Source organism: Psychrobacter sp. D2 (assembly GCF_013608135.1).
Classification (GTDB): Bacteria; Pseudomonadota; Gammaproteobacteria; order Pseudomonadales; family Moraxellaceae; genus Psychrobacter; species Psychrobacter cryohalolentis.
This window is the reverse complement of record NZ_JACDXZ010000005.1, coordinates 84,525-101,617: the sequence shown is the minus strand read 5'-3', so window position 1 is coordinate 101,617 and position 17,093 is coordinate 84,525. Positions and strand designations below refer to the sequence as shown.

General features: G+C 45.1%; 11 protein-coding genes. 7 read left to right on the top strand and 4 right to left on the bottom strand.

Translation table 11 applies throughout. The features are described 5' to 3' along the window. Positions 1 to 36: 36 nt before the first annotated feature. Positions 37 to 444: a nitrite reductase small subunit NirD gene (gene nirD, locus H0262_RS08295; protein WP_020443516.1), complete on the bottom strand. Its 408-nt coding sequence runs from the start codon at positions 442 to 444 to the stop codon at positions 37 to 39. Between the two features lie 45 nt (positions 445 to 489). Next, positions 490 to 3,099: a nitrite reductase large subunit NirB gene (gene nirB, locus H0262_RS08290; RefSeq protein WP_181210420.1), complete on the bottom strand. Its 2,610-nt coding sequence runs from the start codon at positions 3,097 to 3,099 to the stop codon at positions 490 to 492. 559 nt (positions 3,100 to 3,658) lie between these two features. Between nirB and H0262_RS08285 the strand changes: the two genes are divergently transcribed. The 5 genes from H0262_RS08285 to cobA all read left to right on the top strand — a co-directional run bounded on the left by H0262_RS08285 (position 3,659) and on the right by cobA (position 13,133). Beyond that, complete coding sequence (locus tag H0262_RS08285; protein ID WP_181210419.1) at positions 3,659 to 5,170, top strand: NarK family nitrate/nitrite MFS transporter; 1,512 nt, start codon at positions 3,659 to 3,661, stop codon at positions 5,168 to 5,170. A 2-nt stretch (positions 5,171 to 5,172) separates the two neighbouring features. Continuing rightward, a complete protein-coding gene (locus tag H0262_RS08280; RefSeq protein ID WP_181210418.1) occupies positions 5,173 to 7,275 on the top strand; it encodes a bifunctional protein-serine/threonine kinase/phosphatase in 2,103 nt (700 codons plus the stop codon). A gap of 80 nt (positions 7,276 to 7,355) precedes the next feature. Then, on the top strand, positions 7,356 to 8,786 hold the full coding sequence (locus tag H0262_RS08275) for an NAD(P)/FAD-dependent oxidoreductase (RefSeq protein ID WP_181210417.1): 1,431 nt from the start codon (positions 7,356 to 7,358) through the stop codon (positions 8,784 to 8,786). Next, positions 8,783 to 12,094, top strand: coding sequence for a nitrate reductase (locus H0262_RS08270; protein WP_181210416.1), 3,312 nt, complete (start codon positions 8,783 to 8,785; stop codon positions 12,092 to 12,094). The genes H0262_RS08275 and H0262_RS08270 overlap by 4 nt, the downstream gene beginning before the upstream one ends. Positions 12,095 to 12,203: 109 nt before the next feature. Further along, positions 12,204 to 13,133: a uroporphyrinogen-III C-methyltransferase gene (cobA, locus tag H0262_RS08265; protein ID WP_181210415.1), complete on the top strand. Its 930-nt coding sequence runs from the start codon at positions 12,204 to 12,206 to the stop codon at positions 13,131 to 13,133. A 58-nt stretch (positions 13,134 to 13,191) separates the two neighbouring features. Here cobA and H0262_RS08260 read toward each other — a convergent pair whose 3' ends face one another. Further along, complete coding sequence (locus tag H0262_RS08260; RefSeq protein ID WP_181210414.1) at positions 13,192 to 14,076, bottom strand: LysR family transcriptional regulator; 885 nt, start codon at positions 14,074 to 14,076, stop codon at positions 13,192 to 13,194. A gap of 173 nt (positions 14,077 to 14,249) precedes the next feature. Here H0262_RS08260 and H0262_RS08255 point away from each other — a divergent pair, with 173 nt between their 5' ends. After that, entirely contained in the window at positions 14,250 to 15,389 is a 1,140-nt protein-coding gene (locus H0262_RS08255) for an alkene reductase (protein ID WP_181210413.1), read from the top strand. A gap of 176 nt (positions 15,390 to 15,565) precedes the next feature. After that, positions 15,566 to 15,781 (top strand): hypothetical protein, encoded by a 216-nt coding sequence (locus H0262_RS08250; protein WP_181210412.1) that lies wholly within the window; start codon positions 15,566 to 15,568, stop codon positions 15,779 to 15,781. 347 nt (positions 15,782 to 16,128) lie between these two features. Here the strand turns inward: H0262_RS08250 and H0262_RS08245 are convergent, their stop codons facing one another. Beyond that, positions 16,129 to 17,064 (bottom strand): LysR family transcriptional regulator, encoded by a 936-nt coding sequence (locus H0262_RS08245; protein WP_181210411.1) that lies wholly within the window; start codon positions 17,062 to 17,064, stop codon positions 16,129 to 16,131. Positions 17,065 to 17,093 lie beyond the last annotated feature (29 nt).

Here is a 17,093-nt window from a genome sequence, read left to right as displayed (position 1 = left end):
TTACATGTTTCAATTTGCTAAAAAGACGGCTACGCCTTAAACAACTTCCATTTCTAATAGTGTTGTAGATGACGCTTCTAACTGATCATATTTTATCACCACATTATTACTTTCAAGACTGGTATCAAGCTCAACATGGTAAGTAGCAAGCGTGACACTTGTATCATCCAAGCATTGACCGGTGGCAAGGTTAAATCTCTGCTTATAAATAGGTGAGGCCACATACAGTACCGCTTCATCAATGCCAGCATCGTTGGTCACGGTAGTGCCTCCAATTAACCCTCTAGATAATACATTGGCTTGACTAAAGGGGTCATAGTTATCAAGCGCAAAAAGCTTAGCGTCCTTAGTGCGAAAAATTGCCACTTGTTTACCCTCTATCAGTGCGCAAACACCAGTCTCAGGGAGTATGTCTTCTAATCTGCAAACGGTATACTGGTTCATTGGGTGATCCTTATTCGTATATGATCGGAAAGTGTTAGACATTGATTAAGCCAGCTCGGTCACTAAGATTTTAGCTTTTTCACTATCGGTCGCAGGGCGGATCTGCTCGCGCTCGGTGACAAAGACCACATTGTCATCCCCTTGCTCGCTATTGACGAAGTGACGGAAACGTTTGAGCTTTTCGCTATCGGTTATGGTGGCTTTCCACTCACACACATAGTTGTCGATCAGCAGTTGCATCTGCGCCTCTAGCTCATCAGCGATGCCTAAACTGTCTTCAATAATGACCGCTTGTAAATATTCCAATCCGCCATCTAAGCTCTCGCGCCATTTTGAGGTACGCTGGAGTTTATCTGCTGTTTTGATATAAAACATAATAATGCGATCGATGTATTTGATGACCGTGTCGCTATCAAGATCGGTGGCAAACAGCTCGCCATGACGCGGGGTCATACCGCCATTACCACAGACAAATAAATTCCAACCATTTTCGGTGGCGATAATGCCAAAGTCCTTGCTTTGTGCCTCCGCACACTCACGCGTACATCCGGACACGCCCATTTTTATCTTGTGCGGTGAACGCACCCCTTTATAACGATCTTCTAATCTTAGGGCTAAGCCGACACTGTCATCGACACCATAGCGACACCAGTTATTACCCACACACGATTTAACAGTACGCAACGACTTACCATAAGCATGACCGGTCTCAAAGCCAGCTTGCACCAACTGTGTCCAGATATCAGGGAGTTGGTCTAGACGTGCGCCAAATAGATCCACGCGTTGACCACCTGTGATTTTGGTATACAGATTAAATTCTTTGGCAACTTGTCCGAGGATGATCAGCTTATCAGCGGTGATTTCACCACCCGGCACACGAGGTACGACAGAATAGGTGCCATCTTTTTGGATATTGCCTAGATAATAGTCATTGCTGTCTTGCAGCGGTGTCAGTTCAGGCTTGAGCACATAATCATTCCAGCATGAGGCCAAGATGGAGGCGACCGTAGGTTTGCAAATCTCACAGCCATGACCATTACCATGCTCATCCAACAGAGCATCAAAGGTTCTAATACCATGGACACGAATCAAGCTATAGAGCTCTTGACGGGTATAGGCAAAGTGCTCACATAAATCATTATTGACCTCAAACCCAAGGGTCGTTAACTGATAGCTTAAAGTGTCTTTCACCATAGGCGCACAGCCACCACAGCCTGTACCTGCACTGGTACAGGATTTCACTTCTGCAATGGAGTAAGCACCGTTCTCAACCGCCGCGCAAATAGCCCCTTTGGTGACGTTGTAGCATGAGCAAATCGTGGCGCTATCTGGTAAATTTTCTATACCCATCGTTGGTTTTTCAACGTTAGGTAAAATCAGGCTTTCAGGATGGGCAGGCAAGTCGATATTGTTGAGATATAGCTGTAATAGATTGTTATAGTCTTCGGTATCACCAACCAATACCGCGCCAAGCAAGCGCTTATTATCAGACGTTGTGATCAGTTTCTTATAGATACCTGTCGCAGGATTTTGGTACAAATAGCTCAAACTGTCTGCGCTTTTGCCATGGGCGTCGCCAATACTACCCACATCCACGCCCATGAGTTTGAGCTTGGTGCTCATATCAGCGCCCGTAAAGGTTTGCGAATGATCTCCTGAAATTTGCGCCGCGCAAATACTCGCCATGCTGTAGCCTGGTGCTACTAAGCCAAATATTTGGTTATCCCACACCGCGCATTCGCCGATAGCGTAGACATGCGCGGCATTGGTGCGGCATTTTTCGTCAATTAAAATACCACCTCGTGCACCTATTTCAATACCGCACTCAGGATTGTTTTTGATAATGCCATCTTGCGGACGAATACCGGCACTAAAGACGATCATATCGGTGTCAAGCGAGGTATCATCGGTGAATTGCATGGTCAGCTGGCACGGATTCTCATTAAAGGTGCTCAGGTTTGTATGTATCGCGTCGCTATTATCAATAATGGCTTGGGTATTCTTACCAGTCAATACTTTGACGCCAAGCGCCTCAATTTTTCGCTTTAAAATATCGCCGCCAGCCGCATCAAGCTGTACGCCCATCAACTGCGGGGCAAATTCTACCACGTAAGTCTCTAGTCCTAAGGTGACCAGTGCTTTTGCTGCTTCAAGCCCGAGTAGTCCTCCGCCCACAACCACGCCTTTCTTTACTTTTGGTTGCTCAGCGATGGTAAGAATGTCATCCAAATCAGCAATGGTGCGATATACATGACAGTGTGCATGCTCACGCCCTGGAATCGGCGGTACAAATGGATAGGAGCCTGTCGCCAGCACCAGCTCACCATATTCAATCCGCTCGCCAGCTTCAGTGATGATGTATTGATTGGTGGTGTCAATATCTACAATACGCTGGTTCAGATGCAATTGAATCTGGGCAGATGCATAGGCGCTTAAATCAACCAAGTTGAGCTTACTAACATCTTTATGTTCAAAGTAGCTCGATAAATATACCCGATCGTAAGCGGGACGGTCTTCTTCAGCAAACACATGAATCTCAAACTGCTCATGTAACCCTTTTTCTATGGCTCGCTCAATAAAATGATGTCCAACCATACCGTTACCAATCACCACCAACTTAGCTTTACCTGCCTTACTCACTATAGTGCTACTCATGTAATTATCCTTAGTCATGGGTTTGTCTAAATAGTGCTTACAGTAATTACATCTTCAATAACTGTGCCAAGCACCGTTATATAGCGCTATATCTTTAAGCGAGAGTCTCATCACTACAGACGAAAAACCTGACGATGACAGTGTATTTCCTAGGCGGCGTGGTATGTGTGAGGATATAAATAGCAATGATAAATAAAAAAGTCTTTTCTCATTAAAAGTGAGGATACAAAAAATGGATGCACCAAAATAGATAAAACCATGCACCAATTTGATTGTATTTATGGCAGTCAGGGTTTTTCATTCATCTCGATAAAATTAGCGTTTATATATGGCTATTAAATTATGAATGACCTTGTAATAGTTGCTTGGAAGTCACCTATAGCAAAGCATGAACGCTTTTATCAAAGCCGAGGTTTTATCTGTATAACGAAGCTGATAGCGGCAGCTGGCACAGCCATTGCACCCCCTTAAATGCTCTAACTGGTCAGTTCGTTCAACATAACGTGTTCTTACGGCTTTCCATGTTAGCCCTGAATTTTACTATTTAAGGAAACCGCTTATGTCGTCATCGCCATCACCGAGCCCTGCTGCACCAAATAAAAACAAGCTCAATATTCTCTCTTTTACTGGTAAAAACCAGATACTCCATCTTGGATGGATGGCTTTTTTTCTGACCTTTTTTGTATGGTTTAACCACGCACCATTCTTATCTGCCATCGGTGAGACTTTGAGTTTGACCAAGGACCAAGTCAAAACCTTGTTGATATTAAACGTCGCTTTGACTATTCCAGCTCGAGTCATTATTGGTATGTTGACCGATCGTTTTGGTCCGCGCCTCGTCTATACCGCTATTTTGGCTATAGGCGCTATTCCTTGTTTTACCTTTGCCTTTGCGCAAGATTACAACACGCTGGCATTGTCCCGTTTTTTCTTGGGCTTTGTGGGTGCAGGGTTTGTGGTAGGCATTCGTCTAATGAGTGATTGGTTCCCTGCAAGCGAGTTGGGTACTGCTGAAGGTATTTATGGCGGTTGGGGTAATTTTGGTTCTGCTGCTGCTGCGTTGCTGTTGCCAACAGTAGCTATTATTGCTGCTGCTATAGTTGGTGGTGATGAAGGATGGCGTTATGCGACGGCCACCTCCGGGGTGGTGATGATGCTCTATAGTGTGATTTTTTATAAGATGGTGCGTGATACGCCTAAGGGTGCGACGTATTTTAAACCCAAAAAATCTGGTGCCATGATGGTGACCTCAACAGGCGACTTTTGGCTGATGATGGCGTTTAAGCTGCCGATGTATTTGGCGTTAGCGCTTTTGGGATGGAAGCTATCACCCGCTGGTGTCAGCTTACTTAGTCAGGCGAGTGTCAATATCGTCTACATCAGCTTAGTCGTTTTATATATTTATGAGTTTGTGAGTAGTTATCGCTTTAATAAAGAGGTGTTTACGACTCCTGTGCCAAAAGCGCATCAATATGATTTTAAGCAAGTCGGTATCTTAAATATTTTATACTTTGCGACCTTTGGCTCAGAGCTTGCCGTAGTGTCTATGTTGCCGCTTTTCTATCAAGAGACATTTAATCTATCAATTGTGATGGCAGGGGTGTTGGCATCTAGCTATGCGTTTATGAACTTGATGTCGCGACCGGGCGGCGGCTGGCTCAGCGATAAGTTTGGTCGCAAAATAACGCTGCTGATTTTGACCGCAGGTTTGGCTGTTGGTTATTTATTAATGGGTATCGTGGATTCAACATGGCCAATTGCCTTGGCATTATTCATCACGATGTTTTGCTCTTTCTTTGTACAAGCGGGTGAAGGTGCTGTATTTGCGGTTATTCCACTGATCAAGCGTAGCATGACCGGACAATTTGCTGGCATGACCGGTGCTTATGGAAATGTTGGCTCGGTTGTTTATTTAACTGTATTGAGTCTGGTCTCTTATCAAGTATTCTTCATGGTAATCGCCGCGACTGCCGTCGTTGGCTTCTTTGCGCTGTTCTTTTTAAAAGAACCTGAAGGCGTTATCATCGAAGAGATGCCTGATGGCAGCTTTGCCCAAATTAAAGTGAGCTAAGTATGAAAAAGGGCGGCACACAAGACTTTAAGACCACTGACAAAACAAGTCACTATAGTGCGGATAATGCACTATGGTTGCTTGATTTTTATACCATGCAAGGGCGCAAATCCGAAAATCAAGACAGCTTGCTGATAACAACATGCTTGCCGTATGGACAGTTTACAGCAACCATCAACGGCGGTGTTCAGTGTCCTCACGCGCCTTTATTGGTTTTAATGGCTGATGGTGTCAGTGCCTGTCAGTTCCCCAAACAAGCCAGCCAATTGGTGGTCAATACTGTCACGCACCATCTTACCTTAGCACTTAAAAACGGGGCACTTAAAAATGAAGCAATTGAAGAGATGGTATTGGTAGAGAACCAATCGCAATCAGCAAACATAGACTTTGATGACAATCAAGTTGCCATTTTGATTAAGGAGGCGGTCAATAAAGCCAATGACGCCCTCTATTTCCCGCAAGTCTATGAGCGCGTGCCACCACTATTATCCACCTTATCAGGCCTGCTATGTATCGGCGACCGTATCCATCTGTTTCATACAGGCGACTCGCGTATTTACCGTGTCGGTTTAGAGAGTATAAAAGTGCTCAGTAAAGACCACCGCATTCACCATGGGCAAGATAAAGGCGCGCTATCTGCCGCTATTGGCGCGGATACGATGGTCGAGCTCCAGCAGTCAGTATTTAACTTGCATCAAAATGAATGCTTAGCACTGATGACAGATGGCGTGTATGAGTCTATTGCAGCGTCTGAGCTCCAGTTTGAGCTATGTTCAGCAGTAAAGGCGCTGTGTCAGCCGAGTCAAACGATAGATACGACGGATAACAGCTCGAATGACGGGGCAGTGAATAGTCTTAGCATCAGCCAAAGCATATGCGAGCAGGCGTTTAACGAGGGCAGTCATGACAATTTAAGTATGGTGATACTCGGTATGAATGCGCAAGCGCTCCATAAGAAAAAGACAGCCAATAGCGCTCATACTAAGAACAATAGTAATAATAAAAATGCTAGCCTGCATGATCCGATGCCTCACGACATCCATCGGTATCAGTTATTAACGGGCTTAGAAGTTGGGGCACGGATTGATGGTTTTATCGTCAAGCATATTATAGCCCGTACTGCTCGTAGCGAAGTATATCTAGTAGAGGATGAAAACCATCATCTATTTGCACTAAAGTCACCAAGCCTTAGTGCTATTACCGATGGTCATTATCTGCGCGAATTTTTAAAGGAGCGTAAAATTGGTTTGAGCTTATCTAAGCATAGGCGGGCGGGCGAGCCTGCCTATAATCAAGCAGATCCTAATAACCTATCTAGCGACAGCAGCCTTACAGGCATCAGCAGTATAAAACCCTATCTAGACGCAAGCTCAGCGCTTAGTGCTTCAGGGTTGCTACGCTATTACCCCATACCAGCCAGCAGTGCATATCTATACCATCTCACAGAATATATTGAAGGCGAAAGCCTAAGAGATTTTATAGATCGTCATGCGCCTTGTGATGTGTGGCAGACCTATGATTTGTTAACCAAAATAGGCATGGCGGTTCGGGTGATGCATCGAAACTATCTATTGCATCAAGATATCAAGCCGGAAAACATCCTATTGACCACATCAGGCGCGGTCAAATTGATAGATTTTGGTTCAGCCAGCTCTTCCATACTTAAAGACAGTACGCGACCACCGAACGGTGATTTGCACTACGCTGCACCAGAATATTACACCGATGCACCAAAAGGTGTGCATTCTGATTTATTTTCCATAGCGGTGATTGGCTATGAGCTGCTAACAGGCGAGCTGCCATTTAGCTCACAAGCGTTGATGCATTCACATCAGGCAAATCATACCTTAACGCTACCTACTCAATTATTACGTCAGTACCGCGTACCTGCTGCCAGCCAGCAAGCGCTAATGCGTGCGCTGCTTGCTAATACCCAAGCTCGCTATCAAGCGATTGGCGAGTTCTTACAAGATTTTAACCCTGAGAATCATAATTATATTAGCGACCCTGAGCCGCTCATCATACGCAACCCATTACTGGTATGGCATAGCATTTGCTTTATTCAGTTTGTGCTCATTTTTTCGCTGTTGGCTTATTTCTTATAAGCGCAGGCTTTAAGCACAAAAGACACTCTGACACGCCATTTAATTAATGCTGCGCGTTGCGGCTAAGGGATTTTTTGCTCATGTCATCAGATAGATCAAAATTAACAATACAGACAATGTCTTATGCTCATTCAAATGCGGGTATTGTCATTATTGGTGCTGGTATGGCAGGCAGCCGTTTTGCCATTGAGCTGGCACGTGCCCAGCAGCAAAGTAAGTCGCCAAATAACCAAAGACCATTACCGATTACCCTTATCAGCAAAGAGCCAGAGGTCGGCTACAACCGCATTATGCTATCACCAGTGCTGGCAGGAGATAGCGCCTTTGAGGATACTTATTTATACCAGCAATCAGATTATGAACAGTTGGGTATTGTTGTCTTAGCAGGGATTGCAGTTACCGCTGTGGACACCAAGCAACAGTCTATTAAGCTTGATAATGGACAGACGCTGGTGTATGCCAAGCTGGTTATCGCTACAGGTTCGAGCGCTCGAGTCATCCCTTTTCCCAATCATGATGCGGCAGGCGTGCATGTGTTCCGAGAGGTAGCCGATGTAAATGCTTTAATTGAATACGCGCGCCAAGGGAAAAAAGGTCTAGTAATTGGTGGCGGGGTGCTAGGGCTAGAGGCCGCCTGCGCGCTGGCTTCTCAAGGGGCAGATATGACGGTCATTCATGTAGATAGCTATGTTCTTAACAGGCAGCTTGATTTACCTGCTGCCCAGCTGTTGCAAGCTGAGCTGGCTCGTCGGGGCGTAGGTGTGGAGGTCTCTGCTATTACTGATTGTATTGCGGTCAATGACCAGCATGAGGTAAAGGGCTTATCACTGAAGGATGGGTGTACCTTGCCGGCAGATTTTATTGTGATGGCAGTCGGGGTGATGCCTAATATAGCACTGGCGATAGACTGCGGTCTTGAGGTCAATCGCGGCATCATTGTGGATGATTGCATGCACACCAGTTGTCCGCATGTCTACGCAGTTGGCGAATGCGTAGAGTTGGATGGTGAGCTATTCGGTATGGTGGCACCTGTTAATCAGCAAGTGGATACCTTAGTCTCTGTGCTAAAAGACACTCGACTATCGGGCGACAGCTTAGGCTCTAAAGAGAACTGGCAGCCTTTTCGCAGTACACCGCTGTCATTAAAGCTAAAAGTATCTGGCATCAGTGCCTTTTCAGCAGGGCAAGTCGACTTTGTTGAGGAGGAAGCGGCGGCTATCGAAACCATTACTTATCAGCAAACCAGTATAAATCACTATCATTGCCTCTATCTTAGAAACAATAAACTGATCGGCGCTGTACTCTACGGTGAGGTCAATGAGGGCAGTTTCTATAGCCAGCTGATCAACAACAATAGTGATATCGCGCCTATAAAAGCGGATTTAATATTTGGCGAGGCTTACTGTGATTTGGAGAAAATAACGACAGATAGTGAGGCTAACGGAGACATGGATAACGATAGCGATCTGGATTTATTAAGCGCAGCAGACATAGTAGGAGCGGCGTCATGAGTGAAGTGATCTTGAGTAATAAACCGAATGCTAGTCAAGAATTAGAAAGTCGTATACGTCGATCTGATCGCAAATCTGATGACATATTCAATCCTTCAAAAACGGCTCTTATTGCTACTTATACTGAAGAAATGACGTCCACCATACGCACCACTTGTCCTTACTGCGGGGTAGGGTGTGGCGTCTTAGCCAGTGTCGATGCGACAGGGGTAGTGAGCGTAAAAGGAGATCCTGAGCATCCGGCAAATTTTGGTAAGTTATGCTCAAAAGGCAGTGCGCTGGCACAAACCTTAGGCAGCGAGCGACGCTTAACTGAGCCTTATTATCAAAACAAGCAAGCGGTAATGAAAGAACATCGACCCACGCAATTAGGTAATGATTTTAATGCTATCGACATATCTGATGAACCACTTATAAAGCCTACCGATTGGAATAACGTCTTAGATGATATTGCCACGCGCTTAAACGACACGATCGCCAAGCATGGTCGCGACAGTATTATGTTTTATGTCTCAGGACAGCTACTCACTGAGGATTACTACGTCGCCAATAAGTTTATCAAAGGCTTTATCGGTAATAATAATATTGACTCCAACTCACGCCTATGTATGTCTTCCGCAGTAGCAGGTCATAAACGTGCCTTTGGCGCTGATTTAGTTCCCGGTAATTATGAGGATTTAGAGTCCTGCGATTTATTAGTGCTGGTTGGCTCAAACATGGCATGGTGTCACCCTATCTTGTTTGGCCGTTTTTTGGCCGCCAAAAAAGCCAATCCCAATAAAAAACTGATTGTCATTGACCCACGTCGTACCGATTCCTGTGAGTTCGCCGATTTGCACTTACCAATAGCCGCGGGCACCGATACGCATTTATACAATGGTTTATTACATTATCTTAGCGAACACAGCTTCTCTGATACAGGTTATATCGAGCATGGTCATGGTGTTGATGATGCTTTAGCGGCAGCCAACGTCTGGAGCATTGAAAAAGTTGCTCAAGCTTGCCAAGTCAGTATCGACAGTATCCTTGAATTTTATCAGCTAGTCGCAGCTCATGACAAAACAGTGACTGCCTTTAGTATGGGTGTTAACCAGTCAAAGAGTGGCACTGACAAAGTGAATGCCATTATCAACACCCATCTGCTTACGGGACGAGTGGGCAAACCGGGTGCCAGTCCTTTTTCACTCACTGGTCAGCCAAACGCCATGGGTGGCCGGGAAGTCGGGGCGCTGGCTAATTTGCTGGCGGTGCATCTGGACTTGGACAATAGCATTCATCGGCAATTGGTCGCCGACTTTTGGCAGGCACCTCAGCCTATTGCGCCAGAGGTGGGAATCCAAGCTTGTGATGCTGCTGATGCTATCTTAGATGGGCGGATCAAAGCCATTTGGATTATGGCAACCAATCCGGTCGTGAGCTTACCTGACGCGGATAAATTTCGCCGTGCATTAGCGGCTTGTGACTTGGTCATTGTCTCTGACTGCTCGGTAGACAGCGATACGGTGAAGTGCGCAGATATTGTATTGCCAGCCCAAGGTTGGGGTGAAAAGTCAGGCACAGTCACCAACTCTGAGCGGCGCATCTCACGCCAACGTGCTTTAAAGCCTGCACTCGGTCTTGCCAAACCTGACTGGTGGATACTCTCGCAAGTGGCGAGGCGTATGGGGCTATCAGGGTTTGATTATGACCATCCTAGTGAAATATTTAATGAGCACGTGGCGCTCACTGCTTTTAAGAACGACCCTAATCAATCAGAATCGAAAAACAATCAACCGCGCTATCTGAATTTGGCTAAAGACCTACCAATGCCAATCCTAAACCGTGCTGACTATGAGGTAATGACCCCCTTTCAATGGGGCGACCAGCGAATCACGATGGCGCACTCAAACTTTATCGCTATTACACCCTCGGATAGCGCCAGCTTACCTAATAGGCATCAGCGTCGCTCAAGACCGAAAGCTAATGACAATACAGAAAGCGATAATATAGCGAGCGATAATAGAGAAAAGGATAATAAGAGCGATAAGCCACATAACGGTCACTCATCAACCGTGCATCTACGTCTTATTACCGGTAGATTGCGTGATCAGTGGCATACCATGACACGCACAGGACTGGCGCCACAGCTCAATCAACATGAATCTGTGCCGACACTGACTATCCATCCTAATGAAGCCAAACAACTCGGTGTTGAAAAGGGCGACTATGTGCAGCTACATCCTCGCTATGAGCAAAACCTACCACACAAGCAGCAGAAAAAACAGCGTCAGCCACATAATAAGGCGGCTGTTGATTCAAATACAGATATTGAAGTGTTAGAGCAAAAAGTTTTAGCGCAAATCGTCATCAGCGATAGTATGCGTGTTGGCGATGCTTTTATGCCTATGCACTGGAGTAACGCCTTTGCTAGCTTTGCACGGGTAGGGACACTCATCCCGACTGTGGTCGATCCACATTCAGGGCAGCCTGAGCTAAAAAACTCAGCGATTCGCATGAGCGCCGTGCCTATGCAGACACTTGGCAAGATTATGGTGCATCCTGATTTGCAGGACACCATATTAGTGCACTTGCGTGCGATGACTGCTCATTTTAAGAAGGAAGCAATAGCGGGTGAGTCGCAAACAGCGTCTACAAACTTTGAGTTAAATGGTGCAGGTTCGTCTCTCTCACTACCAGCGCTGACATGGAGTATCAGCAGGCAAGCCAATAGTGTGCTCATTACTCTTGCCAGCCCAGCCGAGCGCACAGCTAGGCAGTTGCTTGACCCTAAATTTTGGCAGCAGTTTATCGATGACTATCAAAAGTCTGTATCAGACAAGTGGTTGACTGGCAATGCCGAAGATACTCTGACGGTTAATAGCGCTTTCACCTTGAGTAAACCAGAGAAGCAACTACGCTTTATCTCGACTCAGTCGGAGGTGAGGAACAAAGCATTAAATCATATATTGCCAAGTGATTCAGACTCCGCCGTACCTAGTGATCAGCTGATATTAGCTATTTATTTTGCACCGAAAGTGATGTATTTGCCTAGTACACATTGGCTTGACAGCTGCTTTGCCAGTACCGCTGCCATACCAGTACAGCAGCGCTATAAATGGCTGCTGGCAGGTCGTCCAGCTACCGGCTATATCGATCCAGGTCCGTTGGTGTGCTCTTGCATGGCAGTCGGAGAAAACATCATTATCAATGCAATCACCAAGCAACAGTGCCATAGCGCACAATCAGTGGGCAAAGCGTGCCGTGCTGGTACCAATTGCGGCTCGTGTGTGGGTCAAATCAATGCGCTTATTGAGGAGTATGCATCATAGCTGTCTTATAACTTCTTTATAACCGCCTTATGAAATACAACCAATTGATCAATATGGCATAGGGCTTGCACCGTATATTGCACTAACAGCATCATTAGGAGTCACCGTCATGACGGATTCATCTGCCTTTATCGCAACACTACCTCCAAACGATTTATCTAATAAAAAGTGTGTCGTCAATGCCCTAAACATGCCACTAAATATAGCAGCTGCAAAAGTAGGCACTGTGCATTTAGTCGGTGCAGGCTCTGGTGATCCTGAGCTGCTCACACTAAAAGCTTTGCGAATCATGCAGCGCGCTGATGTGGTGCTTTACGATAGCCTAGTCTCAGAGGATATCTTAGATATGTGCGAGCCGACAGCAGAGAAGATATTCGTCGGTAAACGCCGAGCCAATCATGCGCTGCCGCAAGAAGGCATCAATGAGCTGTTGGTCAAGCACGCGCTGGCAGGTAAAACAGTTGTAAGACTCAAAGGCGGCGACCCTTTTATCTTTGGGCGAGGCGGCGAGGAGCTTCAAGAAGTGGTGCGCCATGGTATCTTTTTTGAATCTATCCCTGGCATTACTGCCGCCAGTGCCGCTGCTAACAGTGCAGGTATTCCATTGACGCATCGCGACCATGCGCAGGCAGTGAAGTTTGTAACGGCATATAAGAAATCAGGAGCGCCAAATAATAACTATGACGAGCATTTAGATAGCACCCAAACCGTCGTTTTTTATATGGGACTGCATCAGCTAGATGAATTGACCGAAGGGTTGATAGCAGCGGGACGAGATAGCGCGACGCCTTTTGCGGTGATTAGCCATGCCAGCTTGCCCACTCAGCAACTGCTCATCGGTACGCTTGGTAGTATCGCTAAGCAGCAAGCTGAAGCGAAATTGCCAACGCCCGCATTACTGATTATGGGCGATGTGGTGACGCTATATCATGAATTTGCAGACTACAACCTTGGTGCATTTGGTAAGCGTGCAGTCTGCAATATTAAGCAATCCATCACCGATAAACATCTTATACCTACTTTTGAGAGTGTTGCATAAAATATAGGGTTAGCCTAAATGCTCAATAAGATGACTTTAAGACAGGCTAATCTTTTAACTATAAATTTCGTAATTGCTCAATTAACCAGCGATGTATACCACTGTCACTGGTACGTGGATGCCATGCTGCGATTACCTTAAAGGTAGGCGGTAATGCTTCGATTTTAATCTCTTTAACTTTATTATTTGGTAGTAGTCGCGCAGGATAAAAGGCAATCATATCGGTGGTATGTAGGATATCTGGCACTGCTGAAAAGCTAGGTACTGACATCACAATATGGCGTTTAAGCGCTTTTTCTGCAAACCATTGATCATGCGATCCGCGCAAATTGGCCCGCGAAGGCGATACCACCAGCTGCGGGTGTGCGGCAACTTGAGCCAGTGTGAATATCTCTGTTACAAAGGTATTTTTATAACCCGTCACACATAAATGCTGCTCTTCAAATAGCGTCACATACGATAAATTATCAGGGATAAACTCTGGAAAAGTAATCAGCAAATCAAGTTCGCCTGCCGCAATAAGCTGATTGATATTGTCTGAGGCAAAATCTCTCACTATCAGCCTTAAATTAGGCGCTTCACGGCGTGTGATACTAAACAACTGCGGCAATAATGCCTGCGTCGCATAGTCGGTTGCACTAATCGTAAAGACGCCTTTGTAGGTTTGCGGCGTAAACACTTCTGGCTCTAACAATACTTCCAACTGCTTTAATATCTCGTCAATCGGTTGCTGCATCGCTAGTGCTTTTGGTGTTGCCACCATGCTATTGCCTTGACGAATAAACAAACGATCATCAAACAAATCCCGTAGCTTACGCAACTGCTCGCTAATCGCTTGTTGTGTCAGTCCCATTTTGCGCGCAACTTGCGAGAGGTTTTGTAGATCAAGCAGCGCCTGCAATACCCTAAGCTGCTTGATATCTAGCCGGTTCATACCATTCATAACACTCACCATTAATAATTGTACCATAAACAAGAAAGGCTTGTTTCTAATTGTACCCATAAAACTCTATGCTGACCAACATTGCTTAAGTAATCATTAGATTGGTTATTAAGCATCAAAACAGACTAAATACATTCAATAATAAGCCATCAGCTGCTTTAAAAGAGACATTTATGACACAAACCATTCTAAATACAAATACACTATTTTCCTCTGTACAACTTGGGCCTTATACGCTCAAAAACCGTATCGTAATGCCGCCATTGACACGCTCTCGTAGCACGCAGCCTGACAATATTCCTAATGACTTAATGGCCAGCTACTATGCACAGCGTGCGACAGCAGGTTTTATGGTGACTGAAGGTACACAGATTGAGCCACGAGGCCAAGGTTATGCATGGACGCCCGGGATTCATTCACCAGCCCAAGTTGAAGGCTGGAAAAAAGTCACGCAGGCAGTACACGCTAAAGGCAGTATTATTTTTGCTCAGCTTTGGCATGTAGGCCGTGTGTCGCACACCAGCTTACAGCCTAATGGTGCTCAGCCTGTAGGCCCATCAGCGATTGCTGCTGACAACGTAAAAGTATTTATTGAAACAGGCCCAGGTACAGGCGCATTGGCCGATCCAAGTGAGCCACGCGCACTCAGTACCGATGAAGTGGGTGAGCTGGTCGCTATGTATGCGGCAGCCGCGCGCAACGCACTAGAAGCAGGTTTTGATGGGGTAGAGCTACACTGTGCCAATGGCTATTTGGTGAACCAGTTCATCTCTGAGCATAGCAATACACGTGATGATCAATATGGTGGTTCGTTGACCAATCGTCTGCGTTTTTTAAAAGAAGTGGTCGCTGCCGTTAGTGAGGTGGTTGGTGCTGATCGTTTAGGCGTACGTTTTGCGCCTTTATTTGCCAGCACGGATGAGACTCGTGTGTATCTAGGGCTGGTAGAAGCGGACCCACATCATACCTATATTGAAGCGATTAAGGTGCTTGAGCAGGCGGGCATTGCTTACTTATCCATTGCAGAGGCTGATTGGGATAATGCGCCTGATTTGCCAGAGCCTTTTTACCAAGCCGTCAGATCTGAGTTTTCAGGACGTATTATTTATGCGGGTAAGTATACTGTGCAGAAGTCGGTCGATATACTATCTAAAGGTTATGGGGATTTATTTGCTTTTGGTCGTCCTTTTATTGCTAATCCCGATTTACCTGAACGCATAGCCAATGATTGGCCACTCAATGAGGCAGATCCTGCCACGATGTATGGTGGCACTGCCATTGGCTACAGTGATTATCCTCGCTATCAGGAATAGCAAAGCAGCTGAGCATTGAATGAGATAAGGCCATTAATATTAATGGCCTTATTTTTATTTATAAATTTGAGACTTGTTGGATATTCACAAACAGTCAATCATCACGCGAAAATTATTGTTTTTATCACGTAAAGATTTTTTTATCATTTTATCATTTTATCAATAGGTAGTAGGCAATGAATCAGAATACTAAAGACAGACTGATACGCATATTAGTAGGATATGTCGGACTCTATCCAACACTCCTAATTGTATTAACGTTATTGAAGCCTGTGACTCAAGAATTAAGCCTGCCAGTGGTGGTATTAATTGAAACGATCATACTCGTTCCGTTGACACAGCTGGTGTCCTTCCCACTAGCAGGCTGGGTCATTGAGCGTCTAAGAAGATAACAAGCGTTGCTCTTTGCCTAGTTTAGATATGGGTTTTTAAGAGTATTGATTGAGATGATAAATGATTGATGGCACGGGTAAGTTTATAAACCAGATAATTGAGTTGGTTGGATTTCAGCCGGATATTAAAAACAGCACTCTATAATAAGGAGGAAAATAAATGGTTCATAAACCTTAATATCTGACTTAGACTGAGTACAACAATTCTCCTTTATTATAGAGTGTGCATGAGAGCAGAAATGAATAACCTGAGTTAGGAACGCTCCTGAATGGGTACAATTACATATTCCTATTGCACCTTTTCCTCATAAGGTGCATGGATACTTATTGCTTTAAATTCTTGTTTTTTAATTGAGTTCCCAATAAAGAGGGTGACCATAAACCTTGGCAAAATAATCAATTAATGTTCTAACATTTAGAGAGACATGACGAGTATGAGGGTAAATAGCTGCGACATGTTGAGGTGTGGTTTTAACGGCTGCATTATAATCAGGTAGTAGCTTGATAAGCTCACCGCTCTTTAAATACTCACCGATGAGCCAATCTGGAAAAAGCACAATTCCCATACCTTTGAGTGCAGATACCAATAAAGATTCTGCATTATTGGACATCAATAAAGCGGGTGCTAAGAATGGCGTCCAATCTTCACTTTTTGTTTTAAAAAGCCAACGATTGGGTCCTGTTGAGCCTTTATACAGTAGACATTTATGATGTGTCAGATCTGCTGGTACTTGCAATTTACCATGCGTGCTTATGTACGATGGAGAGGCGGCAAGATGATAGGTTTGCTCGCCAAAAATACGCGCATGAAAGGCAGAATCATTTAAGGTGCCAATTCTAAAAATAACGTCTGTTGCATAGTGATGCGGATCAATAAAGTCATCCGTTAAACTCAAATCTATCTGTAATTTAGGATACTGAGCACTAAGCTGTGGCAGCCAAGGTGCGATATGTCGTTGTCCAAAAAATACGGGAGCGTTGATTCTAATTAAACCACCCGGTTCTAATGTCCTGTCTTGAAGTTCCTGCTGTGCTGCACTCATGCTCTCGGTCATGGATTTTGCATAGCGCATAAATACGCGACCTGCCTCAGTAGGAGTAACAGCGCGTGTATTACGGTAAAAAAGCTGCTGTCCCAGTGAGTCCTCTAACTGCTTGATAATACGTGACACTTTAGAAGCCGAGACGCCTTCTTTTCGAGCCACTACAGAAAAACTCTGAGCGTCAAAAACCTCTATAAAAAATAATAGTGTTTGTATGTTGATGGTATCTACTGTATTCATTTGTGCAACTTATGCAAAGGTCATTTTCG

What these genes read in the sequence shown, in the direction of transcription:
- H0262_RS08285 (WP_181210419.1), top strand. Translation starts at nt 3,659, where the DNA reads ATGTCGTCATCGCCATCACCGAGCCCTGCTGCACCAAATAAAAACAAG.
- nirD (WP_020443516.1), bottom strand. Translation starts at nt 444, where the DNA reads ATGAACCAGTATACCGTTTGCAGATTAGAAGACATACTCCCTGAGACT.
- H0262_RS08275 (WP_181210417.1), top strand. Translation starts at nt 7,356, where the DNA reads ATGTCATCAGATAGATCAAAATTAACAATACAGACAATGTCTTATGCT.
- H0262_RS08250 (WP_181210412.1), top strand. Translation starts at nt 15,566, where the DNA reads ATGAATCAGAATACTAAAGACAGACTGATACGCATATTAGTAGGATAT.
- H0262_RS08260 (WP_181210414.1), bottom strand. Translation starts at nt 14,076, where the DNA reads ATGAATGGTATGAACCGGCTAGATATCAAGCAGCTTAGGGTATTGCAG.
- H0262_RS08280 (WP_181210418.1), top strand. Translation starts at nt 5,173, where the DNA reads ATGAAAAAGGGCGGCACACAAGACTTTAAGACCACTGACAAAACAAGT.
- cobA (WP_181210415.1), top strand. Translation starts at nt 12,204, where the DNA reads ATGACGGATTCATCTGCCTTTATCGCAACACTACCTCCAAACGATTTA.
- H0262_RS08245 (WP_181210411.1), bottom strand. Translation starts at nt 17,064, where the DNA reads ATGAATACAGTAGATACCATCAACATACAAACACTATTATTTTTTATA.
- H0262_RS08270 (WP_181210416.1), top strand. Translation starts at nt 8,783, where the DNA reads ATGAGTGAAGTGATCTTGAGTAATAAACCGAATGCTAGTCAAGAATTA.
- nirB (WP_181210420.1), bottom strand. Translation starts at nt 3,099, where the DNA reads ATGAGTAGCACTATAGTGAGTAAGGCAGGTAAAGCTAAGTTGGTGGTG.
- H0262_RS08255 (WP_181210413.1), top strand. Translation starts at nt 14,250, where the DNA reads ATGACACAAACCATTCTAAATACAAATACACTATTTTCCTCTGTACAA.